The organism is Streptomyces sp. NPDC030814 (genome assembly GCF_055572155.1).
Genome location: NZ_JBVIDX010000010.1, coordinates 244,148 through 267,598, shown reverse-complemented (window position 1 = coordinate 267,598; position 23,451 = coordinate 244,148). Strand labels below are relative to the sequence as shown.

The window sequence follows — 23,451 nt, the reverse complement described above, 5'->3', positions numbered from 1 at the left end:
CGGAGCGCCGCCGCGAGGCCGGGACCTGCGGTTCAGGCTTCGAAAGGCCGGCGTTCCGGTCTCCTCGGGGCCGCCATCACCACGGTGATGGCGGCCCCCGCCGTTGCCCAGGTGGCGAGCACCAGCAGGGCGGCGGTGATGTCGTTGCCCTCGAAGTACGCGATCGAGCGGGCCGCCCAGACCCCGGCGCCCGGCGGGAGCGCCGGACCGATCGCCGCCCAGAACGGGGGCAGCAGCGGCGCCGGCAGCGCGCCGCCCGCGCTCGGGTTGCCGGCGACCACCACCAGCAGGACGGCGACCCCGATACCGGCGATCCCGAAGACGCACTGGAGCGCCAGCGTGGCCGCGCCCACCGCGAAGACGGCCAGCGCCCCCAGTCCCCACAGCGCCGCCACGCTTCCGGGCAGCGCGCCCAGAACCGGTCCGGCGATGACCGCGCCGCCGAGTCCGCCGAGGATCGCGAACAGCGCCAGGGCGGCGAGCCGGATCACCCCGCGCCGAGGATTGGCGGGCCGTGCTCCCGCGCTCAGCGCCAGCGCCGACGCGCACAGATAGCCGCCCACGCACCAGCCCACGACCAGATAGAAGGACGTGAGCCCGTTGGCGTCCCCGAGATGGGCCGGGGCGACGTCCACCGTCCGCAGCGTGCGCCCCTGGGACCGCTCCAGCTCGCCGACGAGGGCGGTCAGCGCGTTGGCGAGGGAGCGGCCGCCGCCGGAGGCGACCAGCAGGGTGTCGGTGGTGCGGGCCGGGTCGACCAGCAGGGCGCCATCGATCTCCCGTTCGAGGATCAGTTCGCGCGCCGCCGCCTCTTCGGCCACCGTGCGGGGGGCCAGCGGCGTGCCCGGCAGCCGCTCCAGCCGGTTCACCGACTGCTCGGCGGCTGCCCGTGGCCCGACCACGCCGAACGGCGCGTCCCGGAGTTTCGGGTCGTGCAGCGCTCCCACGTACGAGGCGATGAAGAGCAGCGTGAGCGCGAGGACGCCGACGACGAGCAGGGCGGCACGTGGGGTGACCCCGTCCCTCAGTTCGTCGAGGAAGGACCGCGGGGAGGCGGGGGCCGGTTCGGGGGACTCGTGGTGGTTGCCGGCCGTCTGCGTCATGTCCTCACGGTCCGAGCCGTCGCGTGTTTGCGCAGGTGGGACGGGGCCGAACGGATGTCGTACAGAGGTTCGAAAAGTGGTCTATGGTGGAGGTGAGCGGGCTGTGAACTGATGTTCGATTGATCGAGGGCGCGGGAGGTGTGGTGCCGGGCTTCACGCATTTGCACACCGCCTCCGGGTTCTCCCTGCGGTACGGCGCCTCGCACCCGGAGCGGCTGGCTGAGCGCGCCTCCGAACGCGGCATGGATGCCCTCGCGCTCACTGACCGGGACACCCTCGCGGGCGCGGTCCGGTTCGCCAAGGCCTGTGCGGCGGCAGGCATCCGTCCGCTGTTCGGGGCGGAGCTGGCAGTGGGGGCACCCGCGCCCTCCGCGCGGCAGGCACGGAGGCGGGCTCCCGTCCGGGGCGGTGCCTTTGTCGATGAGTCGACTCCCCGGGTGACGTTCCTCGCCCGCGAGGGGGCCAAAGGGTGGGCCGAGCTGTGCAGAATCGTTTCGTCGGCGCATGGGGGGAGCGATGAGGACGGCGAACCGGGAGTGGCCGGTGGCCGGGGGGAGGGTCCGCCCCTGCTGCCCTGGGCGGAGTGTGCCGGTGAGGGCCTGACCGTGCTGCTCGGGCCCGCCTCCGATGTGGGTGGCGCGCTCGCGGCCGGGCGCCCCGACCGTGCCGCGAAGCTCCTCGGGCCCTGGCGGGAGCGGTTCGGCGATGCCCTGCGGCTGGAGGCGGTGTGGCACGGCCGTACGGGCACCGGCCCCGGCTCGCTGCGGCTGGCCGCCCGGACCGTGGGCTTCGCCGCCGAGCAGCGGATCCGCCCCGTGCTCAGCAACGCCGTCCGGTACGCCGACCCCGGCATGGGGCCCGTCGCCGATGTGCTGGACGCGGCCCGTCGGCTGGTCCCCGTCGACCCCCGGGGCGAGCTGGACTCCGGTGAGGCCTGGCTCAAGGACGCCGCTGCCATGCTGGCCGCCGCCGAACGGATCGTCGAGGCCGCGGGCTACCGCCGCGACACCGCGTACCGCCTGCTGGAGCAGACCCGCGCCACGGCCGCCGAGTGCCTGGTCGACCCGGAGGACGACCTCGGCCTCGGCACCGTCCACTTCCCGGAGCCGCACCTCGTCGGCGCCGGCCGTCGCACCGCCCAGCGCGTCCTCGCCTCGCGTGCGGCGGCGGGCATGCTGCGGCTCGGCTACGACGCCCGGCGCGACTACTGGGAGCGCATGCACCAGGAACTGGACGTCATCGCCCACCACGGCTTCGCCTCCTACTTCCTCACCGTCGCCCAAGTCGTCGACGACGTACGGAGGATGGGCATCCGGGTCGCCGCGCGGGGCTCCGGTGCGGGCTCCCTCGTCAACCATCTCCTCGGTATCGCGCACGCCGACCCCGTCGAGCACGGGCTGCTGATGGAGCGGTTCCTGTCCAAGCGCCGGGTCGTGCTGCCCGACATCGACATCGACGTGGAGTCCGCGCGCCGGCTGGAGGTCTACCGCGCGATCATCGGCCGCTTCGGCGCCGAGCGGGTCGCGACGGTGGCGATGCCGGAGACGTACCGGGTCCGCCACGCCGTCCGCGACGTGGGCGCGGCCCTGTCCATGGACCCCGCCGACATCGACCGGATCGCCAAGTCCTTCCCGCACATCCGGGCCCGTGACGCCCGCGCGGCGCTGGAGGAGCTGCCCGAGCTCAGGAAACTGGCGGGGGAGAAGGAGAAGTACGGCAGGCTGTGGGAGCTGGTCGAGTCCCTCGACGCCCTCCCGCGCGGGGTCGCCATGCACCCCTGCGGGGTCCTCCTCTCCGACTCCTCCCTCCTCGCCCGTACGCCGGTCATGCCGACCAGCGGCGAGGGGTTCCCCATGTCGCAGTTCGACAAGGACGACGTGGAGGACCTCGGGCTGCTCAAGCTCGATGTGCTGGGCGTGCGGATGCAGTCGGCGATGGCGCACGCGGTGGCCGAGGTGGAGCGGGCGACGGGGGAACGGGTCGACCTGGACGCGCTCGACTTCGAGCGCGGTGAGGGCGACCCGGCCACGTACCGGCTGATCCGGTCCACCGAGACGCTGGGCTGCTTCCAGATCGAGTCGCCCGGCCAGCGGGACCTGGTGGGGCGGCTCCAGCCGTCCACCTTCCACGATCTCGTGGTCGACATCTCCCTGTTCCGGCCCGGTCCGGTCGCCGCCGACATGGTGCGGCCGTTCATCGCGGCCCGGCACGGGCGGGCGCCGGTCCGCTATCCGCACGCCGATCTGGAGGGTCCGCTGCGGGAGACGTACGGCGTCGTCGTCTTCCACGAGCAGGTCATCGACATCGTGCACCTCATGACCGGCTGCGGCCGGGACGAGGCGGACCGGGTGCGGCGCGGACTCTCCGACCCCGACTCGCAGGGGCGGATCCGGGTGTGGTTCGCGCAGCACGCCGCCGCGAAGGGGTACGACGCCGAGACGATCGCCCGGACCTGGGAGATCGTCGAGGCCTTCGGGTCGTACGGCTTCTGCAAGGCGCACGCGGTGGCCTTCGCGGTGCCGACGTACCAGTCGGCGTGGCTGAAGACGCACCATCCGGCGGCGTTCTACGCGGGGTTGCTCACGCACGACCCCGGGATGTACCCGAAGCGGCTGCTGCTGGCGGACGCGCGGCGGCGGGGGGTACCGATCCTCCCGGTGGACGTGAACCGTTCGGCGGTCGCCCACCGTATCGAACTGGTGTCTGAATCAAGGGGGTCGGAGGGGCCGGAGGGGCTTTCCCCGGACGGGCCGGGGCCGACGGGACCCGGTTCGGCGAGGCCGGGCGAACCCGGGGTGTGGGGGCTGCGGTTGGCCCTGTCCGACGTGCACGGCATCAGCGAGGCCGAGGCGGCGCGGATCGCGGACGGACAGCCGTACGCCTCGCTGCTGGACTTCTGGGAGCGGGCCCGGCCGAGCCGCCCGCTCGCACAGCGGCTGGCCCAGGTGGGGGCGTTGGACGCCTTCGGCGCCAACCGGCGCGATCTGCAACTGCACCTCACCGAACTGCACCGGGGCGCCCGGGGCATGGGCGGCGGCGGGGGACAGCTCCCGCTGTCCGGGGGCCGCAGGACCGCCTCGGCCGGGCTGCCCGACCTCTCCTCGGCGGAGCGGCTCAGCGCCGAGCTGGGCGTGCTGTCGATGGACGTCTCCCGCAATCTGATGGACGACCACCGGACGTTCCTCGACGAGCTGGGCGTGGTGTCGGCACGGCGGCTGCGCGAGGCGCGCCACGGGGAGACGGTGCTGGTCGCGGGCGCCAAGGCGGCAACCCAGACGCCGCCCATCCGCTCCGGCAAGCGGGTCGTCTTCACCACCCTCGACGACGGCACCGGCCTGGTCGACCTCGCCTTCTTCGACGACTCCCACGACGCGTGCGCCCACACCGTCTTCCACTCCTGGCTGCTGCTGGTGCGCGGAGTGGTGCAGCGGCGCGGCCCGCGCAGCCTGAGCGTGGTGGGCTCGGCCGCCTGGAACCTCGCCGAGCTGGTGGAGCTGCGGCGCGAGGGCGGCCTCGACGCGGTCGCGCCGCGGCTGGCTGAGCCGGTGCCCACGAGCGGCGGCGACCCGACGCACGGCCGCCGCATCCAGCTGCCCACCGGCTACGAGATGCACCCGTGGGCCGATCTGCGGCCCGCGGGCGAAGAGCCCTCGAGAGTGCGGAAGTTGTGGCACCAGAGCCCAGGGAGTGCGGGATGACCATCCTCTGCGTACGTTTCCAGCTGCCGCCGAAGTACGAGGCAGCCCTGCCCGGGCTGCTCGGTCTGCTCGAGGACTTCACTCCCGTCGTTCAGGCGCTGCCGCCCGACGGCGCGCTGGCCGATCTGCGCGGCGCCGAACGGTACTTCGGCCGGGGGGCCGAGGAACTGGCCCAGCTGATCCGCGTCCGTGCCCTCGCGCTGTACGGGATCGACTGTGTGATCGGCGCCGGGCCCGGGCCGATGCTCGCCCGGATGGCTCTGGGGCAGGCCGAGCCCGGCGAACCGTGCGCGGTCCCCGAGGGCCTGGTCGTGGACTTCCTCGCCGAGCGGCCCGTCGCCGCGCTGCCCGGCGTCGGCACCGCGACCGCCCGCACGCTGTGCGACTACGGTCTCGACACCCTCGGCCGGGTCGCCGCCGCCCCTCTGTCCACGCTCCAGCGCCTGGTCGGCGCGCGAACCGGCCGCGAACTGCACGAGAAGGCGAACGGCATCGACCGGGGCCGGGTCGTCCCCAACGCGGTCGCCCGCTCCCTGGCCGCCGAACGCCCCTTCCCGCACGACGAGCTGGACCCGGACCGGCATCGCCGTGCCCTGCTCTCCGCCGCCGGGGAACTGGGCTCCCGGCTGCGCGCCCTGGACAAGGTGTGCCGCGCCCTCACCCTCACCGTCCGCTACGCCGACCGGTCCTCGACGACCCGCACCCGCACCCTCGCGGAGCCGACCGCCCACTCGCCCGAACTCACCCGCACCGCCTACGGCATGTACGGCGTCCTCGGCCTCCAGCGCGCCCGGGTCCGTGCGATCGCCCTGCGCGCCGAGGGGCTCACCCCCGCGGACGAGGCCTCCCACCAGCTCGCCTTCGACCCTGCCGACGACAAGCTCCGCCGTATCGAGGAGGTCGCGGACCGGGCGCGGGCGAAGTTCGGCCCGCACGCGGTCCTGCCGGGCACGCTGGCGGCGTGACATCCGCGGAGGCGGCGTCAGTTGGCCCACGGCGGCACGAGCCGTGTGCCGTCGGCCAGCTCGGCCTCCAGGCCCAGCGAGGTGGTGACCCAGGTGACGGCGGTCTCCGCCGTCGGGTTCTCGACGGTGAGGGTCGCCCCCGCGTTGATGATCAGTGTGTCGCCCGCGCCGACGCGCTCGGTGCGCCCGTCGAGCGTGATCAGCAGTTCGCCGCCGAGCAGATGGAGGATCTCCTCCTTGGTGACGGTGTGGGCGGGCGCCTTGGTGCCGGCGGGGATCTCCCCCCGCCAGGCAGCCAGTTCCCTGCTGCCGGTGCGGGGTGTGGCGTACGAGACGAAGCGGGCCCCGTGGATCTCGTGGGTGACGGCTTCGGACGAACGGACTACGGGCATACGGGCCTCCTGCGAAGATGGTCAAGCTGCTTGACTATATGCATCGATGGTCAAGCAGCTTGACCAATTCGTCAAGGGTGTTTCAATGCGGGCATGCAGAACTCCGAGGCACTCGGGCTGACAGCCGCCCTGCTCGCCGTGGCGGGCGACCTGACGCAGCGCATTCATGACGGGGTCGTCGCCCGCGGCTTCGAGGGGCGGCCCGCGTACGGCTTCGCGTTCACCCGGCTCGCCCCGGACGGCGCGACGGTCACCGAACTCGCCCGCCACCTCGGAGTGACCAAGCAGGCGGCCAGTCAGCTCGTCGAGGAGATGGCGCGCAAGGGGTACGTCGAGCGCCGGCCGCACCCCGGGGATGCCCGCGCCCGGCTGGTCGTGCTGACCGAGCGGGGGTGGGCCTGCACCCGGGCCGCGGAAGAGGCGGCGGCCGAGGCCGTGCGGGAGTGGAGTGACGCGCTCGGCGGGGAGGCGGAAGTGCGGGCACTGCGCGACCGGTTGGCGCGTATCGCCCCCTATGGACCCATCAGGCCTGCGTGGTGACGGTTTGTCGCCCTCATATCAGCATCCACAGGCATCGCTTGAAGTTTTTACTGACGCGTAACTTCCCAGTTTTACTACCCGACCGTAACTTGGCGGGATAAGAACAGCATCCTCGTGATCCGGATCACAGGGCGAACGCCGTCGCACGTCCCTTGAGCCGCAAGGAGATCACCCGATGCTGCCCTGGAAGCGCCTGATCAGACCGCTGGCCGCCCTGCTCCTCGCCGCCGCGGCGACCACCGTCCCCGCCACCTCCGCCACGGCCGCCGACACGGCCGCCGCACCCAGCCGTGGCTGGAACGACTACTCCTGCAAGCCCTCCAGCGCCCACCCCCGCCCCGTCGTCCTCGTCCACGGAACGTTCGGCAACTCCGTCGACAACTGGCTGGGCCTCGCCCCGTACCTGGTGAACCGCGGGTACTGCGTCTACTCCCTCGACTACGGGCAGCTCCCCGGCGTCCCCTTCTTCAACGGCCTCGGCCCGATCGACAAGTCGGCACAGCAACTCGACGCCTTCGTCGACCGGGTGCTCGACTCGACCGGCGCCGCCGAGGCCGACCTCGTCGGTCACTCGCAGGGCGGCATGATGCCCCGCTACTACCTCAAGTTCCTCGGAGGGGCGGCGGAGGTGAACGCCCTCATCGGCATAGCCCCCTCCAGCCACGGCACCACCCTGGGCGGCCTCACCCAACTCCTCGACCACTTCCCCGGCGCCGGCGACCTGCTGTCCACCGCCACCCCCGCCCTCGCCGACCAGGTCGTCGGCTCCCCGTTCCTGACCAAGCTCAACGCGGGCGGCGACACCGTCCCCGGCGTCACCTACACGGTCCTCGCCACCAAGTACGACGAGGTCGTCACGCCCTACCGGTCCCAGTTCCTCGACGGTCCGAACGTACGCAACATCGTGATCCAGGACCTGTGCGCGGCCGACCTCTCCGAGCACGTCGCGATCGGGCTCCTCGACCGCATCGCCTTCCACGAGGTCACCAACGCCCTCGACCCCACCCACGCCACGCCGACGACCTGTCTCTCGGTCATCGGCTGACACGTGCACCCACGCCGGGTCGCCCGCACCAGGGGTGACCCGGACGTATGTCACCGGGGCCTGTCCGACCTGAGCCGCCGGGCAGGCCCCGGAAGTCCGTCAGCCGCCCTGCCGGCCACCGCTCGCCGCACGGCGGCGGGCCGCGGCGAACAGCAGCGAGGACCCCACCGCCAGGACCGCAGCGCCACCGATCGCCACATACGGGGTCACGCCGTCCCCACCCGTCTCGGCGAGGTTCTCCCGGGCGCCCGCGGGCTCCGCATCCCCCCGGGCGGCACCACCGTGGACCGGCCCGTCGGCCGACTCGGCCGCCGCCGCGTCATCGGCGTCGCTCCCGGCGGGGGACTTCGCGGACCTGGTCGGCGTCGGGTCCGTCGTCGTGACCGCGTCGTCGTCACCGTGCCCGCCGTGCTCGACACTCGACCTGCCCGCGCCGTCCGCGATCTGCTCGTCGGAGGGCGCGCTCGGCGGCGCGGACGTCTCGCCCCCGGAGCCCGAGCCGGAGCCGCTGCCCGGGCCCGCGCCGCCGAAGGTGACGTCCGAACAGGAGTAGAACGCCTCCGGACTGTCCGAGCGCTGCCAGACCGTGTACAGCAGATGCCTGCCGGAGCGCTGCGGAAGGGTGCCGGAGAACGTGTAGAAGCCGCCCGACGCGGCCGGGTCGGTGGACGTCGCGACCGGGTGCGCGAGATCCAGGTCGTCCCAGGCGAGCGGCCGGGAGGGCGTGTAACCGGGCTTGGTGACGTACACCTTGAACGTCCCCTTGTGCGGCGCCGTCACCCGGTACCTGAACGTGTACGAGCCGCGGCGCACGCTCGTCGCCGGCCAGTCGGCGCGGGCCAGGTCGAGGCCTTTGAACGCCTCGTCCCCGCCGCTGCACAACTCGCCGTCCGGTACGCGCTCCTGATGGCGGCCCGCGACATCGCCGATCCGCACACCGTTCCAGTCGTACAGCGCCTGTGTGCCCCCGGCCGCCACCGCCGCCCGGCACGCCGCCGACCTCGGATTCTCCGGGCCCTCCGCGTAGCACTGCGCCACCCGGCTCACCGGATCGCCCAGCGAACCGTGCGCCGCGGCGGACCCGGCGGCGGACACGGCCAGGGCGAACGGGGCGGCGCCGACGACACCGGCGGTGACGAACGCGGCAGCGGCCTTGCGGCGGGCAGCGGGCATGGCGGTACTCCTCGAAGCGGTTCCGGGTTTCCGGGTTTCCGGGTTTCCGGGTTTCCGGGTTTTCCGGGGCGGGCCGGGTTTCCGGTCGATCAGCAAGCTAGCCCCAGGGGACCGCGACATCGCCTGCTGAAGGCGGGTGCGGGAGATCCTTATGGTCGCGTTAAGGATGGGCTAACCGGGGGCTCAGGAACACCGGCCGCCGAGCCGTCGATGATCCCGTTCTTACCCGGACACGGAACAATGTGATCGTCCACGACAGTTGATGACCGGTTGACGACTGTTCGGAGTGAGGAAGAGGAGCATCCATGACCGACGTACGGGGAACGACCGTGGACATCACCACCCAGGACGGCACCGCCGACGCCTACTTCGTCCGCCCCGACGACGACGCCCCGCACCCGGCGGTGCTGTTCTACATGGACGCGTTCGGACTGCGGCCGCACCTGAGGGCGATGGCCGACCGGCTGGCCGGGGCCGGCTACGCGGTCCTTCTGCCCAATGCCTTCCACCGCAGTGGACGCGCCCCGGTCTTCGACCTGCCCGACTTCATCGACCCCGGTGCGCGCCCGGAGCTGTGGGATCGGATCCTCCCGGTGATGCTGGCGCTGACACCGGACCTGGCGGTGCGGGACGCGGAGACCTACCTCGCGTGGCTGGCGGACAGTCCGCACACGACGGACGGGCCCGTCGGTATCACCGGCTACTGCATGGGCGCCGGCCTTGCCCTGCGCTCCGCGGGCGCCTTCCCTGAGCGGGTCGCGGCCGTGGCCGGGTTCCACGGGGGCCGACTGGCGACCGACGCCCCGGACAGCCCACACCTGACGGCGGACCGGATCACCGGCGAGGTGTACCTCGGACACGCCGACAACGACCCGTCCATGCCGCCGGAGCAGATCGAACTGCTCGACAAGACCCTCACCGAGGCGGGCGTCACCCACCGCACCGAGGTGTACACGGGCGCCCCCCACGGCTACACCCAGGCCGACACCGCCGCCTACGACGCCGAGGCGGCGGAACGTCACTGGACGGCTCTGCTCGACCTGCTCGGCCGTACCCTCTCGCGCCCCCGCTCATGACGGACGGGACGGTCGGCGAGGGCATCAGAAGGGCGGTGCTCGCGGACGTCGACGCCGTGCGGGCGGTCACGGACGCCGCGTTCAGCCCCTACATCGAACGCATCGGGGTCGTACCGCAGCCCATGGAGGCGGACCACGCGGCGAACGTGGCCGCGGGCCGCGTCTTCGTGACCGGCGCCCCCGTGACCGGCCTGGTGGTCGTCGAGGTACACGACGACCACCTGTTCCTCGACGTCATCGCCGTCCACCCCGACGCCCACGGACGGGGCGTCGGGCGACGGCTCCTGGACTTCGTGGACACGCACGCGCGTGCCCTCGGTCTGCCCGAGATCAGGCTCTACACGAACGCGATGATGTGGGAGAACCGGAAGATCTATCCGAAGTTCGGATACGAGGTCGTGGAGCGGCAGGTGGAGGGGCCCTACGACAGGATCCACTACCGCAAGCGGCTCGGCTGACGGGCCGGGGGCGGGGTCAGCCGTCCGGCCACCAGGTGCGCGCGATGTCCTTTCGCACTTCCCGGCGCTCGACGGGGCGCTCGTCGGCTTCTTCCCGCACCCGGCGGGAGTCGGACTTCCTCAGGGGCTTCTGCACGGTCGTACGGCGCATGGCTGCCTCCTTGCGTCTACCGTGTTCCGCGATTTCACGGAGGTAGACCTCTTCCGGGAGCGTTACTCATCGGTCGTGCTCTGTCAGTGGCGGCTGTCACCCTCTGGACTGTCAGTGGCAGGTGTCACTCTGGCGGCATGACCAACATCGACGACGGTGAAACCTCCCGGAGCCCCGAAACCACGAAGAACCCCGCGCCGAACGACCCGCCCCCGCCCGTCGACTGGGACGCGCAGGCGGCTGTTTTCGACGACGAACCGGATCACGGCCTGCGGGATCCTGTCGTACGGGAGGCCTGGGCGGCCCGGTTGCGGGACTGGCTGCCCCGCCCCTCCGTCGATGTTCTCGACCTCGGCTGCGGCACCGGCAGCCTGTCACTCCTCGCGGCCGAGCAGGGGCACCGGGTGACCGGTGTGGACTCCTCCCCGGCCATGGTCGCCCGTGCCCGCGCCAAACTCGCCGGGCGGCCCGCCGTGTTCCTCGCCGGCGACGCCGCGGCGCCGCCCCTGGGGGAGGAGCGTTTCGACGTCGTCCTCGTCCGGCACGTCCTGTGGGCCCTGCCCGACCCGGCCCGTGCCCTGCGCCGCTGGTGCGGGCTGCTGCGGCCCGGGGGACGCCTCGTGCTCGTCGAGGGGGTGTGGGGGACGGTCAGCCCGGTCGGCATACCCGCCGAGCGGCTGTACGGGCTCGTCGCCCCGCTCGTCTCCGACGCGGTGGTGGCCTGGCTGGGGGACGACTCGCTGCTGTGGGGGAAGCAGGTCGAGGACGAGCGGTACGCGGTGCTGGCGGACCTCTGACTCACCGGGCACAACAGCGTGGGCGGCCTCCCCCCCCCGGGGCCGCCGTCGCGTGTCCCGGTCAGCTCAGCAGGGCCGTGAAGTCGGCGCCATCGCCCTCCTTCGCGAGGAGTTCCAGCTCGTCCAGTGCGGCCAGGGCAGCCGCCGCGGCCTCCGGGTCGGTCGTCGAAAGCCCGCTCTGCGCGAACTCGTCCTCGTCCAGCCGCAGTACGGCCGTGCCGTCCGCGGAGCGCCACAGGTCCAGGTCGAGGTCCTCGACGACGAGTTCCCCGCCGGACCGTACGGCGGGACGGGTGATGTCGCAGTACCAGCCCTTCAGGGCGCCCCGCGCGTCGCGGACCTCCTTCACGGCGTACCACCGGTCGCGCCAGTAGTACTCGGTGAAGACGTCACCGGGCTCGAACCGCACGAAGCCGAAGTCCCGCACGCCACCGCTCGCCCAGTCGGCGCGGACGACGACCCGGACGCCGTCGTCGCTCAGCAGCCGCGCGGGATAACGGATCTTCGTACGGCCCGCCTTCAGCAGGACGACGTCCAACTCCTCGATCGGCTCAGCCGAGTTCCCGGACATAGCGCACCTCCGTCGCGCACACTTCATAACCGAACCACTTGTTGATCGCGATCATCGGCCCGTTGCCGGCGTCATTGCCGGTGAACGCCTCCCGGTAGCCGGCGGCACGGGCGCGGTGCAGGGAGTCGTTCTTGGCGAGCTTCGCCAGGCCCCGGCCGCGGAAGGCACGGGCCGTACCCGTCATGCCGGTGGCATAGCGGGTCCGGCCGTCCGTGCGGGCCGCGGTGAACGCGGCCGGTGTGCCGTCCACCACGACCACCGTGCTCAGCGCGTGGTCGAGCAGCGGGTGGCGGAAGGTCTCGTCGAGCCACTGCCCGTAGTCGTCCAACTCGGCGCCGACGTCGCCCGGTTCGTCCGCCGTGGTCTCCGCGTCCAGCTCGAACAGGGGGCGCGGGTCGCCGGCGAAGTCGGCGACCGTCCGCAGTTCGACGCCGTCCGGCGGTTCCTGGAGTGGTGGGAGGGTGCCGGTCGCGAGGTCCAGCCGCAGGAAGTGGGCGGACCTGCTGCCCGTGTAGCCGCGTCGCTCGGCGAACGCGCGGTTGCCCGGGGTGTCCAGCACCCATGCGAGCAGCCGCTTCGCCCCCACGGCCGCGAGCCGCTCCTCGGCGGCGCGCACCAGGAGGGCGCCCGCGCCCCGGCGTACCCGCTCAGGATGCACGTACACGTTGAGGTGGCCCTGGCCCGGTACGGGGCTGTCGTGGGCGAGGCCCAGCTGTACGGTCCCGATCACCTCGCCGTCCGCCTCGGCCACCAGATGCCCGCGGTGGGCCTCGGGGGCGGCGTGCGTGGCCTCGTGGAGGAGGGCCTCGGGGGTGCTGACCAGGAAGGGGAGGGCGCGTCCGCGTACGTCGGCGAAGGCCTCGGTGTCCGCGGGGTCCGCGGTGCGGAGGTCGCGCACGATCAGTGTCATGTGGTCGCACGCTACGTGGACCGGGTCGCCGGACGCCTTCGAATTTCCGGTGGACGTGCCAGGACGGTGGCCGGTGCGTACGGGACAATCGCCGCGTGACCTTGAACATTCGCATCGTGGAGGGGGGCGCGCCCTACGAGCAGGTGCGCGCCCAGATCTCGGAGCAGGCCCGGTCCGGGGCGCTGCCCGTGGGGTACCGGCTGCCGACCGTGCGGGGGCTCGCCGAGCAGCTCGGGCTCGCGGCCAACACCGTCGCCAAGGCCTATCGCGCGCTGGAGACGGACGGGGTGATCGAGACGCGGGGGCGCAACGGCACGTTCGTCGCCGCCGCGGGCTCGGCCGCGGAGAAGGAGGCGGCGACGGCGGCGGCGGGGTACGCGGAGCGGGCGCGACGCCTCGGCCTCGGCGAGGAGGAGGCCCTGGCAGCGGTACGGGACGCCCTGCGGGCGGTGTACGGGCAGTAGGGCGCCGGTCGGGTGACTCCGGCCGGCGGCCAGGTCGACGGGGGCCGGAGGGCGGTCAACGGGCAAGCCGCTCCGGGGTCCTCGTCACCGTCAGGCCTGTCCTGCGGGCCGCTCGGGCGAAGGTCATGGCGTCCACCACGGCTGCCGCGTGGGGGTCGTTGTTGAAGTAGGCGTGGACGTCGGCGCTGTCGGGCCAGGTCGCGGCGATGCGGTGGGCCCAGGTGGTGAGGGCCTGGCGCCCGTAGTGGGGCCAGGTGTGGGCGCGGCCGACGTGGAAGCGGACATAGCCCCAGTCGGTGGTGCGCCACAGCGGTGTCGCGGGGCGGGAGCGGACGTCGGCCCAGCACAGGGCGGCGGAGCGGGCCTCCAGGACCCGGCGTACCTCTTCGGTCCACCAGGACTCGTGGCGGGGCTCCACGGCGACCCGCGTGCCGGTGGGGAAGCGGGCCAGGCAGGCGTCGAGGAGGGGCGGGTCGGCGCGGAGGGTGGGGGGCAGCTGGAGGAGGATCGGGCCCAGCCGGTCGCCGAGGCCCTCGGCGCGGCTCATCAGGCGCTCCACGGGCTCCTCGGGGTCCTTGAGCCGTTTGATGTGGGTCAGGAAGCGGCTCGCCTTCACCGCGACGACGAAGCCCGGCGGGGTCCGGTCGTGCCAGGCCTCGAAGGTCTCGCGGGACGGCAGCCGGTAGAACGCGTTGTTGTTCTCCACCGTGGCGAAGTGCGCCGCGTACTCCTCCAGCCAGAGGCGGGTGGGGCAGCCCTCCGGGTAGAGGGCGCCCCGCCAGTCCTTGTACTGCCACCCCGACGTGCCGACGAACAGGGTCATACCTCCATCAAAACACCCGGGCGCCGGACCGACACCCAAAGCCCCGCGGCACCGGGCAGCCGGCGTGATCCAGACGGCAGACCCTAGAGGTACAGGCCCGCGTCCGCCCCGGCCCGTGGTTCGGGCAGGGACGTGGGCGAGGTGCCCCGGCGCAGGGCGTACAGCTCGGCCAGGGTGGCGCCGTCGCGGCCGACGCCTTCGTCCGTGCCGAGCCAGTTCACCGCCTCCTGGCGGGTCAGGGGGCCGACCTCGATCCGGGCGAGACAGCGGCCGGGGCGGACGACAGCGGGGTGCAGGCGCTCCAGGTCCTCGTTGGTGGTGACGCCGACCAGGACGTTGCGGCCCTGGCCGAGGAGGCCGTCGGTGAGGTTCAGCAGACGTGACAGCGCCTGGCCGGCCGTGTGCTTGGCCTCGCCGCGGATCAGTTCGTCGCAGTCCTCCAGCAGGAGCAGCCGCCAGCGGCCCTTGCCGGTGGCGTCCTCCTCGCCGATCGCGATGTCCATCAGATAGCCGACGTCGGAGAAGAGCCGCTCGGGGTCCAGGACGCAGTCGACCTGGCACCAGTCCCGCCAGGAGCGGGCCAGCGTCCGCAGGGCGGAGGTCTTGCCCGTGCCGGGCGGGCCGTGCAGCAGCAGGAGCCGGCCCGCGATGTCCTCGGGGGTCGTCTTCATCAGGCGGTCCATCGCGTCCGCCACCGGGGCGGTGTAGTTGGGCCGTACCTCTTCCCAGGTGCCCGCCGAGATCTGGCGCGTCGTACGGTGCGGGCCCCGGCGCGGCGAGACGTACCAGAAGCCCATCGTCACGTTGTCCGGCTGCGGTTCGGGCTCGTCGGCCGCGCCGTCCGTGGCCTGGCCCAGCACCTTCTCCGCGAGTTCGGCGGTGGTCGCCGTCACGGTGACGTCCGCGCCCCGGTTCCAGCGGGAGACCAGCAGCGTCCAGCCGTCTCCCTCGGCGAGGGTCGCGCTGCGGTCGTCGTCCCGCGCGACGCGCAGGACGCGGGCGCCCGGCGGCAGCAGGGTCGCGCCGGTCCGCACCCGGTCGATGTTCGCCGCGTGCGCGTACGGCTGCTCGCCCGTCGCGAAGCGGCCGAGGAACAGCGCGTCGACGACATCGGACGGGGAGTCGCTGTCGTCGACGTTGAGCCGGATCGGCAGAGCGTCGTGTGGGTTCGCAGACATGCCGCCATGATCCGTCACGGAGGGCTTCCCGTGCATCCGCTTTCCGTAGTGAGTCGGTGGTGTCCGTCCCGGCCCCGGTCCGCGAGTGCGCCGCGCGCCCGCCCCGTGCTCGCGCTCCGGCGGGCACGAGGTCGGCCCGTCCGCCGGGGAGTTCGGTGACGGAAGCTCCCCCACCGCCGCCACGCGCCGTTACTGTTGCCCATGATGCGACGGCATGGGTGGAATTCGGGGGACCGGCGGTGGCGGCTCACCGCGCTCCTCGGCGTGGGGGCGGCCGTTCTGGCCCTGATCGTGACCCTGGTCAGCACGCTTCCCGGCGAGGGCAGTACCGCCGGTACCTCCCCCGACGGCGACAAGGTGCACGGCACGCCCGCCGTCCCGCCGGACGACATCGGCCCCGAGGTCGGCTGGGGCTTCACCCACACCCAGTTCAGCGCGGACCAGGGCAGCGGGGCCGCCGTCGCACGGGTCGAGAAGCGCCTCGGCGAGCGGCCCCAGCCGCAGATCCAGCACATCATGGGCTGGGGCGCCGGCAACCCCGAACCGGTCGAGGGACGTTACGACTTCGAGGAGATGGACCGGCGCATCGACTTCGTCCGCGCCACCGGCGGCACGCCCGTCGTCACCCTGTGCTGCGCCCCCGACTGGATGAAGGGCGGCGAGTCCGGCGCGGACAACACGGACTGGAGCCAGTCCGCCCTGGAGACCGCCCCGGAGCCCGAGCACTTCCAGGACTACGCCGACCTCGCGGCGACCGTCGCCAGGCGCTACCCGGACGTACGGCACTTCATCGTCTGGAACGAGTTCAAGGGCTTCTGGAACAACAGCGAGGCCCGCTGGGACTACGAGGGCTACACCCGGCTGTACAACCTCGTCTACAGGGCTCTGAAAAAGGTCGACAAGGACATCATGGTCGGGGGGCCGTACCTCGTCATGGACAGCCTCGACCCGCGTCAGAAGCAGGACGCGTCGACAGCCCTGAAGGGTCCCTGGGGCGCCATGGACCAGCGGATCCTCGACGCCTTCGACTACTGGAACAAGAACAGGGCGGGCGCGGACTTCGTGGTCGTCGACGGGTCCAGCTACACCCAGGACGACGAGCTGCTGCCGGACGAGTTCGCGGCCACGGAGAAGTTCACGGCGGTGGGCGAGTGGGTGCGGGAGCGTGCCCCGGGCCTGCCGTTGTGGTGGGCCGAGTACTACGTGGAGCCCGCCGACGCGAACGACGACCGCCGCGGCTGGTCCGAGACCCGGCGGGTCGCCGTCCAGGCCGCCGGGCTGATCGGCATGGCGAAGGGCGGTGCGACCTCCGGGTTCTACTGGAATCCGGAGGAGCGGAGCGGGGAGTGCCCCGGATGCCTGTGGACGCCGACCGACACGGGCGACGGCGGCAGGGCGCTGCCCATGTACGACGTGTTGTCCCGGTTCGGTGCGGAGTTCCCGCCGGGCACGACGTACGAGACGGTGTCGGTGGCCGCGGATGACAGGCCGAACGTGCGGGTGCTGGCCGATGACGACGCCGTGCTCGTGGTGAACACCCTCGATCGGGGGATCAGCGCGAAGATCGACGGGCGGCGGTTCGAGATGGGGGCCTACGAGGTGAGGTGGCTCAAGAGGTGACCCCGCCCGACGTCCCTACGGGGAGCTTCCCATCGTCAGGAACCTCTGCACCAGGGATGCCAGCAGCAGCGCCAGCAGCGGCAGGCTGAACCAGAAGCTGCCCTGGAGCCGGCGGAGCTGGCGGACGCTCGGGCGGGTCGCGACGCGTACGACCTCGCGGGCGGTCAGCAGCACGATCAGGGCGACCGCCGCCAGACCGCCGACCACCGACCACGGGGTCCAGGTCACCTGCGGGCCGATCGGGCCCGGATCGGGCGCGGGGGCCTTACCGGACTTGCCGCGCAGGGCGAAGATCGTCGCGTCGTCGTTGGCGAAGACCTCCTTGAGTTCCCTGCGTTGGTCGAGGCCGCGGATGAGACGGGACTCCCAGTTCGCGGGGTAGCCGGAGTCCAGCCGGAGGGACGTGACCTGGCCGCGGTTGACGATGAGGTACGAGTTGGGGCCCGCGTCCTTGAGCGACTTGACCAGGCCCGACACCAGGACCGGGTCGACCGGTGCGAGCGTCGGCACGTACTCGACCTTCTCCATGTCCCGGGCGCCCCATGGCAGGGCGGGCGTCACGGAGTTGACCGGGTCGTCGCTGAGCCAGAGCAGCCGTACGGTGGGGTCGTCGTGGGCGTACACGTACTCCATGGCCGCGACCTCGCCGGTGCGGACGCGCTCGAAGGGTTCGTTGCCCCAGCGGGCCACCAGGAAGCCGCCGATGAGGACGAGGCCCGCCAGGAGGGCGGCCGGCGGGGCGAGGCTCCGCCGGTCCTTGCCGCGTTCCTCGCCGGTGGCCCCGGAGCGCGGGAACAGGGCGAGGGCGGCGAGCAGGGCGGCGCCCGGCAGGGCGAACATGAAGACCCGCAGGGCCATCTCGCCGCCGTACGACTGCATGCCGAAGCCGAGGAACGGCACGAAGGTCAGGACGAGCAGGGAGCGTTCGCGGTACCTGTTCGAGTGGCGGCGCCAGAAGCCGAAGCAGGCCAGGAGCATGACCAGGCCGGCGAGGGCCACGCGCGCGTACAGCACGAGTTTGTGCGTGGAGCTTCCCTCGCCGATACGGCCGGAGACCGAGGACGTGACGTTTCCGCCCACGCCGCCGACGCCGCCGAAGAGCTCGTCGAAGTGGCCCGACCAGTACGGCTCGGCGAGGAAGCCCACCCAGACGGCGACCAGGACGGCGAACAGGATGGGCAGGCCGCGCAGTTCGCAGCGGCCGATCAGGACGAGTACGGCGAGGACGCCCAGCATCACGAACGGGGTGAGCTGGTGGGCCGGGACGGTCGCCGCGTACAGCGCGATGAGGACCACCAGCAGGACCGCGCGCTGCCGGCGGTCGGTCGGTTCCACCTCGGCCTCGCCCGGCCGCACCCTGGCCCACAGCATGCGTGGGGCGCGGAACCAGACGAGGAGGATCGCCACGAAGGCCAGATAGAGGAGGTAGGTGAAGCCCTGGGGGGAGAAGTAGTCCTGGCCCACCCAGCCGCTCAGCACGAAGATCCACACGCCCGTCCACCTGGCGCGCCAGCCCGCGCGCACATGGCGGGCGAGGAGGAACATCGGGGCCAGGTACAGCAACTGCATGGTGGGGGGCCACCAGCGGATGATCTCCGTGAAGTCGCTGACCCCGCAGGCCTTCGCCACGAACGCGGCCGCCGCGAAGAAGCCCGGCCAGCTCCAGCGGGCGTCCAGGTCGGGGACCGCCGAGCCGGTGCGGTCGATGTGGTCGATGAAGCCGAGGTGCTGCCAGGCCGTCGCGAAACGGGGCTCGGCCTCGATCACGGCGGGCAGCGCGTGCAGGGACACCACCGTGGCCAGCAGGGTGACCAGCAGCAGACCCCGGTGCTCGCGGCGGAGCCACAGCAGCGAGGCGAACACGGTGGCCAGCAGCGCCGTCCCGGCCAGCGTCGGCAGGGGCAGCACGGAGATCAGGCCGAGCCCGTCCATGTCGTCCAGGGCGGAGTCGTCCAGCGTCGAAGCGGGCACCCAGTACAGCAGCAGTGCCGCGATCAGGAGGCAGCCGAGGACCACACCGGCGAGGGTGGGGCGCGGCAGCCGTTCCCGGAGGGGCTCGGACGGTGCCGGGGACAGGGCGGACGGCGACGCGGCCGCTTCCCGTACGGCGCCCTCGGTCTCCTCGAACGGGAGGAGCCCTCTGTCCACGGGCAGTCCGAGCACCGGTGGCCGGTTGAGGTTGAGCGGTCGGGTGGGCCGGTCCTGGGCCCAGGCAGGCCGGTGGTCCCTGCGGGCACGGGGGGTTCCGGTGGGCGGGGTTCCCGGGCCGGGGCGTACGTCGGGTCGGCGTTCCATGTGGTCGAAGTCGAGGTGGAGGCCGAGGGCGAGGGTGTCGGAGTCGGGCCGCCGGGACCGGGCGCCGTTCTGCCTCTTGGCGATGGACGCCACCCGGCCCAGGTCGGCGAGGTCGCCGTCCGGTGCCGCGTCCTCGGGGACCGCGGCGGGCGGCGCCGTCCGGACGATCCGGTGGAGCCTGGGCGCGGCGATCAGCACGATCACCGCGAGGCTGGATATCTCGGCGACGCCCGCGCCGGTCAGGCCCATGCGGGGGAGCAGCAGCAGCGTCAGTCCGAGGACCAGGGCGCACAGCAGGCCCTGGAGCCAGGCGAGTCCGGCGGTACGGCTCTGGGCGCGCAGCACCGCGAAGTACGTCTCCATCACGACCCGCAGCACGGCGCCGACCGCGAACCAGCGCAGCAGCCCGGTCGCCGCGTCCGCGTAGCCCTGGCCGAACACGGCGAGGATCCACGGCGCCCCGAGGAACAGCACCGCGCACACCGGCAGCATGATCCGGGCCATCCGCCGCAGCGCGGCCCGGGTGTTCGCGGCCAGCCGCGCCGGATCGTGCGCGCCCTCGACGGTCAGTGAGGCACCCATGTTGATGGCGAGGAGGTTGACCGTGCCGCCGATGGTGGTGGTGATGTAGAAGTACGCGTTGTCGGCGGCGCCGACCTGGGCGGCGACGATCACCGGCACCAGGTAGACCACCGCGAGGGAGAACAGCGAGCCGGTGTAGTCGCCGGCGAGGAAGCGGCCGATCTCCCGCAGCGACGGCGGGCGGGCCTGGCCCCCGGTCGACTTCACATGCCGGGGGACGAGCCGCCGGAACACCAGCCAGCCCAGCGGCAGCACGGACACCGCGATCGCCGCGACCCAGGACACGAACACGCCCATGGTCGGGATCGCCGCGGCGAACACCACCAGCAGCACCAGCTTCACCGCGGAGAACACGGTGTTGCCGACGGGCACCCACAGGGCGCTGCGCAGCCCGGTCAGCACCCCGTCCTGAAGGGTCAGCAGCGACCAGGCGACCACCGCGAGCACGAAGAACACGGCGTTCACCGGGTCGTGCAGGAAGCGGTACGAGGACCCCCACAGTCCGAGCGTCAGCAGGAAGGCCCCGGCCGCGAGCGCCACGACCACCGAACTGCCCGCGTACGTACGCAGGACCAGCCGTCCCGTGCCGGGTCCCGCGACCGGGATGAACCGGGCCAGGGCACCCGTCAGCGTCAGCGCGGTCAGCCCCGCCAGGAGCTTCATCGCGGCGATCGCCGCGGAGCCCTGGCCGACCGCCGCCTCGGTGTAGTAGCGGGCGGCGGCCAGCCAGAAGCCGAGGCCGAGTACGGCCGAGATACCGGTGTTCAGCATCAGGGCGTAGGCGTTGCGGAAGAGCTGGTTGTCACCCGCCGCCCCGGCGAGGCCGGGCAGCCGCAGCCGGCGGCCGGAGCCGGACCGCTGCCCGGTGGTCTCCGTCGTGCCGGTGGCGGCCTGCCCGGCCGTGGTGGTCGTCGTGTCAGACACGGGAACGGATGGCCTTTCCCACCTGTCGTGCTCTTCGGACCATGGCGTACCCCTTGGTGAGGGCGCGGTCGCGGGCGAAGCCGCGGGCGATGGCGCGGCCCTCGACCAGCCGTTCGAACTCCGCGGCCCCGGTGGAGCGCCGCACGGTGACCCGCCGCAGCGCGTACGGGCCCTGCCGGCGCCGGGCGAGCGCGTTGCCGACGGCGAGCGCCTGGGCGAAGCCCGTCTCCCGCACCGCGACCCGCACCCGGCGGCTGGAGTAGCCGTACGGGTAGGCGAACGAAACGGGCGGGGCGCCCAGTTCGTCGGCGACGATGCCCCGGCAGCGCCGCAGCTCGGACCGGAGCCGGTGCTCGTCCAGCATGTCGAGCTGGGGATGGGTGTGGCTGTGTCCGCCGATCTCCACGCCGTGGTCGGCGAGTTCGCGCACCTGGGCCCAGTCGAGCATGGTGTCGAGGGCGCCGCCGTCGGCGTACGGGCCCTTGATCCAGGCCGTGGAGACGAACAGGGAGGCCGGGTAGCCGTGCTCGGCGAGGACGGGCAGGGCATGGCGGTGCACGCCCTCGTAGCCGTCGTCGAAGGTGATCAGCACGGGCCGGGCGGGCAGCGGGCGACCTGAACGCCAACCGGCCGCCAGGGTGGCCGTGTCGACGGGGGTGAGACCCAGGGCCCCGATCACCGCCATCTGTTCCGCGAACGCCTCCGGGGTCACGGACAGCGCGCGGGTGGCGTCGTTGGGCGCGGTGGCGACCGCGTGGTACATCAGGACCGGTACGGCGTCCTCCGTCATGACGAATCCCCCTCGCCCCCTCTGCCGCCCGGGATCTCACCGACGGAGAACGTGACGTCGCCCCTGCGGGCCCGGACGTTCCCGACGACGTACCCACCGGCCGCCGCCGCGACTCCCGCGACGATGGCACCGGCACGGTACGCGCCTCCCTGGCGGCCGAGCAGCGCGTCGCGCAGTCCGCGGGCCACCCCGGCGGGCAGGACGCGCGTGGTGTAGCGGCGCTCCGACTCCAGGCCCTTTCCGGCGCCGACGCTCCGGGCGACCAGTGCCTTCGACAGGCCCTCGGCGTAGGTGCGGGTGCGGAAGTACCCGAAGCGCTCGCGCGCGTCGGGCACCCGGTGGTGGATCACCGCCCGGTCGTCCAGCAGCAGGACCGCGTCCGGCCTGGCGCGGGTGAGCCGGATGCACAGCTCCGTCTCCTCGCAGCCGAGGGGGCGTTTGTCCCCGTCGCGGCCGATCCCGGTGGCAAAGCCCCCGGCCGCGTCGAAGGCGCCGCGACGGAACGAGGCGTTGCCGCCGAGCACATTGCGCACCCGGGCGACACCGCCGGGCAGCCCCTTGTAGGCGCAGCCGACGACCCAGTCGAACTCCTCCGGGAACCAGGCCGGGCGGCGGCCGGAGGCCCAGACGGGCACCGTACGGCCGCCGACCGCCATGACGTGGGGGTCGGCGTAGCCCTCGACGAAGTAGCGCAGCCAGTCGCGCTCGGCGACGGCGTCGTCGTCGAGGAAGGCGATGATCTCGCCGTACGAGGCGGCGATGCCCGTGTTGCGGCCGGCGGACAGCCCGCGGGGGCCCGCGTTGGCGAGTGCCCGGACGTCGCCGGTCTCCTTGTACTCCCTGGTCAGACGCTCCAGCAGGGCCTCGTTGTGGTCCACCACCAGGAGCGTCTCCAGGGCCGGCCGGGACTGCGCGCGGACCGAGGCGACCGCCGCGAGGATGTCCTCCCAGCGGTCCTCGGTGTACGCACAGATCACGACCGAGACGGCCGGTCCGTTCAAGACGCCTCTCCTCGGCCCGGGACGAGCATCGTCGTGTGCGTACGGCGGCGCAGCACACGCCGGTTGGAACGCTCGCTGAGGATCACCCTCAGCACCCGCAGCCCGTCGCGAACGGCCCGCAGATTGCTCGCCCCGTGGATGCGCAGGTACTCGTGGCTCGGTATCTCCTGGACTTTCAGACCGGCCTTGACGACCCGGATGTTCATCAGGGTCTCGACCTCGAAACCGGTGCAGTCAAGGTCGATCTTGTCCAGGCAGTGCCGCCAGAACGCGTTGTAGCCGTAGCAGAGGTCGGTGTAGCGGGCGCCGAACTTGCGGTTGACGACGGTGCACAGCACCCAGTTGCCGAACTTGCGGATCAGCGTCATGTCGTCGGTGCCGCCGCCGTTGGCGAAGCGCGACCCCTTGGCGAAGTCCGCGCCCGAGACCAGGGCGGAGACGTATGACAGGATCTCGTGGCCGTCGGCCGAGCCGTCCGCGTCGACCATCACGATGATGTCGCCGGTGCACGCCTCGAACCCGGTGATCAGGGCGTCTCCCTTGCCCTTGCCCTGCTGCGGCACGACCTTGACGTCGGGCCACACGTCGCGGGCCACCTCGACGGTGTTGTCGGTGGAGTTGCCGTCGACGAGGACCACTTCGTGGATCCAGCCCGGCAGTGTCTTGAAGACGTACGGGAGGTTCTCCGCCTCGTTCATGGCGGGGATCACCACGCTCACCGGCGGTGCGATGGCCAGGTGGGTGGAGACCGGCCGGTACTTGCCGGGGGCGACCGCGAGGGTCGGATCCGGGTCGTCGGCCGTGTCGGTATCGGATATCCGCGGGCGCAGAACTGAGCTCATGAGTCTGGTCCCTCTCGTCCGGCGGACCGCCCGCCCCTGGGCGGTCCGGCTAT

Annotated in this window: 21 protein-coding genes; 9 read left to right on the top strand and 12 right to left on the bottom strand. The window is 72.6% G+C overall.

The genetic code is table 11. The features are described from left to right. Window positions 1-32: 32 nt before the first annotated feature. The gene (locus ACZ43N_RS22820; protein ID WP_468099864.1) at window positions 33-1,103 is read right to left on the bottom strand and encodes a DUF3533 domain-containing protein; all 1,071 of its coding nucleotides are present in this window, start codon (window positions 1,101-1,103) and stop codon (window positions 33-35) included. Between the two features lie 143 nt (window positions 1,104-1,246). Between ACZ43N_RS22820 and ACZ43N_RS22815 the strand changes: the two genes are divergently transcribed. Together ACZ43N_RS22815 and ACZ43N_RS22810 are read left to right on the top strand one after the other, a co-directional pair. After that, window positions 1,247-4,801 (top strand): DNA polymerase III subunit alpha, encoded by a 3,555-nt coding sequence (locus ACZ43N_RS22815; protein ID WP_468099863.1) that lies wholly within the window; start codon window positions 1,247-1,249, stop codon window positions 4,799-4,801. After that, window positions 4,798-5,766, top strand: a complete 969-nt coding sequence (locus ACZ43N_RS22810) for a DNA polymerase Y family protein (protein WP_468099861.1) — start codon at window positions 4,798-4,800, stop codon at window positions 5,764-5,766. The genes ACZ43N_RS22815 and ACZ43N_RS22810 overlap by 4 nt, the downstream gene beginning before the upstream one ends. Window positions 5,767-5,783: 17 nt before the next feature. Here ACZ43N_RS22810 and ACZ43N_RS22805 read toward each other — a convergent pair whose 3' ends face one another. Further along, window positions 5,784-6,158 (bottom strand): cupin domain-containing protein, encoded by a 375-nt coding sequence (locus ACZ43N_RS22805; protein ID WP_468099859.1) that lies wholly within the window; start codon window positions 6,156-6,158, stop codon window positions 5,784-5,786. A gap of 93 nt (window positions 6,159-6,251) precedes the next feature. Between ACZ43N_RS22805 and ACZ43N_RS22800 the strand changes: the two genes are divergently transcribed. After that, window positions 6,252-6,698, top strand: coding sequence for a MarR family winged helix-turn-helix transcriptional regulator (locus ACZ43N_RS22800; RefSeq protein WP_468099857.1), 447 nt, complete (start codon window positions 6,252-6,254; stop codon window positions 6,696-6,698). Between the two features lie 175 nt (window positions 6,699-6,873). After that, window positions 6,874-7,743 (top strand): esterase/lipase family protein, encoded by an 870-nt coding sequence (locus ACZ43N_RS22795; protein WP_468099855.1) that lies wholly within the window; start codon window positions 6,874-6,876, stop codon window positions 7,741-7,743. Between the two features lie 99 nt (window positions 7,744-7,842). Here the strand turns inward: ACZ43N_RS22795 and ACZ43N_RS22790 are convergent, their stop codons facing one another. Beyond that, a complete protein-coding gene (locus ACZ43N_RS22790; RefSeq protein WP_468099853.1) occupies window positions 7,843-8,916 on the bottom strand; it encodes a lytic polysaccharide monooxygenase in 1,074 nt (357 codons plus the stop codon). Between the two features lie 305 nt (window positions 8,917-9,221). On the opposite strand from ACZ43N_RS22790, the gene ACZ43N_RS22785 reads away from it, so the two are divergent. After that, a complete protein-coding gene (locus ACZ43N_RS22785) occupies window positions 9,222-9,992 on the top strand; it encodes a dienelactone hydrolase family protein (protein ID WP_468099851.1) in 771 nt (256 codons plus the stop codon). Next, window positions 9,989-10,450, top strand: a complete 462-nt coding sequence (locus ACZ43N_RS22780) for a GNAT family N-acetyltransferase (protein ID WP_468099849.1) — start codon at window positions 9,989-9,991, stop codon at window positions 10,448-10,450. The genes ACZ43N_RS22785 and ACZ43N_RS22780 overlap by 4 nt, the downstream gene beginning before the upstream one ends. 16 nt (window positions 10,451-10,466) lie before the next feature. Here ACZ43N_RS22780 and ACZ43N_RS22775 read toward each other — a convergent pair whose 3' ends face one another. Beyond that, window positions 10,467-10,601, bottom strand: coding sequence for a hypothetical protein (locus ACZ43N_RS22775; RefSeq protein WP_258193464.1), 135 nt, complete (start codon window positions 10,599-10,601; stop codon window positions 10,467-10,469). 137 nt (window positions 10,602-10,738) lie between these two features. Between ACZ43N_RS22775 and ACZ43N_RS22770 the strand changes: the two genes are divergently transcribed. Continuing rightward, entirely contained in the window at window positions 10,739-11,398 is a 660-nt protein-coding gene (locus tag ACZ43N_RS22770; RefSeq protein WP_468099847.1) for a class I SAM-dependent methyltransferase, read from the top strand. A gap of 61 nt (window positions 11,399-11,459) precedes the next feature. Here the strand turns inward: ACZ43N_RS22770 and ACZ43N_RS22765 are convergent, their stop codons facing one another. Both ACZ43N_RS22765 and ACZ43N_RS22760 read right to left on the bottom strand, forming a co-directional pair. Further along, window positions 11,460-11,969 carry a ribonuclease FAU-1 family protein gene (locus ACZ43N_RS22765; RefSeq protein ID WP_468099845.1) on the bottom strand — a complete coding sequence of 170 codons (510 nt, stop codon included), beginning with the start codon at window positions 11,967-11,969 and terminating at the stop codon, window positions 11,460-11,462. After that, complete coding sequence (locus ACZ43N_RS22760; protein WP_468099843.1) at window positions 11,950-12,879, bottom strand: GNAT family N-acetyltransferase; 930 nt, start codon at window positions 12,877-12,879, stop codon at window positions 11,950-11,952. Before ACZ43N_RS22760 ends, ACZ43N_RS22765 begins: the two co-directional genes overlap by 20 nt. Window positions 12,880-12,974: 95 nt before the next feature. Between ACZ43N_RS22760 and ACZ43N_RS22755 the strand changes: the two genes are divergently transcribed. Beyond that, window positions 12,975-13,343 carry a GntR family transcriptional regulator gene (locus tag ACZ43N_RS22755; protein ID WP_468099841.1) on the top strand — a complete coding sequence of 123 codons (369 nt, stop codon included), beginning with the start codon at window positions 12,975-12,977 and terminating at the stop codon, window positions 13,341-13,343. A 55-nt stretch (window positions 13,344-13,398) separates the two neighbouring features. On the opposite strand, the gene ACZ43N_RS22750 is transcribed toward ACZ43N_RS22755, so the two are convergent. Next, window positions 13,399-14,166, bottom strand: a complete 768-nt coding sequence (locus tag ACZ43N_RS22750; protein ID WP_468099839.1) for a DUF72 domain-containing protein — start codon at window positions 14,164-14,166, stop codon at window positions 13,399-13,401. Between the two features lie 83 nt (window positions 14,167-14,249). Then, window positions 14,250-15,344, bottom strand: coding sequence for a DUF5925 domain-containing protein (locus ACZ43N_RS22745; protein WP_468099837.1), 1,095 nt, complete (start codon window positions 15,342-15,344; stop codon window positions 14,250-14,252). Window positions 15,345-15,548: 204 nt separating this feature from the next. Here ACZ43N_RS22745 and ACZ43N_RS22740 point away from each other — a divergent pair, with 204 nt between their 5' ends. Beyond that, window positions 15,549-16,964 (top strand): GH39 family glycosyl hydrolase, encoded by a 1,416-nt coding sequence (locus ACZ43N_RS22740; RefSeq protein WP_468099956.1) that lies wholly within the window; start codon window positions 15,549-15,551, stop codon window positions 16,962-16,964. A gap of 15 nt (window positions 16,965-16,979) precedes the next feature. Here the strand turns inward: ACZ43N_RS22740 and ACZ43N_RS22735 are convergent, their stop codons facing one another. From ACZ43N_RS22735 to ACZ43N_RS22720, 4 genes are read right to left on the bottom strand one after another with little or no spacing between them, the layout of a single operon-like run. Continuing rightward, complete coding sequence (locus ACZ43N_RS22735) at window positions 16,980-20,765, bottom strand: lipopolysaccharide biosynthesis protein (protein WP_468099835.1); 3,786 nt, start codon at window positions 20,763-20,765, stop codon at window positions 16,980-16,982. Continuing rightward, window positions 20,758-21,555 (bottom strand): polysaccharide deacetylase family protein, encoded by a 798-nt coding sequence (locus ACZ43N_RS22730; RefSeq protein ID WP_468099834.1) that lies wholly within the window; start codon window positions 21,553-21,555, stop codon window positions 20,758-20,760. The genes ACZ43N_RS22735 and ACZ43N_RS22730 overlap by 8 nt, the downstream gene beginning before the upstream one ends. Continuing rightward, entirely contained in the window at window positions 21,552-22,556 is a 1,005-nt protein-coding gene (locus tag ACZ43N_RS22725; RefSeq protein ID WP_468099832.1) for a glycosyltransferase family 2 protein, read from the bottom strand. Before ACZ43N_RS22725 ends, ACZ43N_RS22730 begins: the two co-directional genes overlap by 4 nt. Beyond that, complete coding sequence (locus tag ACZ43N_RS22720; protein ID WP_468099830.1) at window positions 22,553-23,398, bottom strand: glycosyltransferase family 2 protein; 846 nt, start codon at window positions 23,396-23,398, stop codon at window positions 22,553-22,555. The genes ACZ43N_RS22725 and ACZ43N_RS22720 overlap by 4 nt, the downstream gene beginning before the upstream one ends. Window positions 23,399-23,451 lie beyond the last annotated feature (53 nt).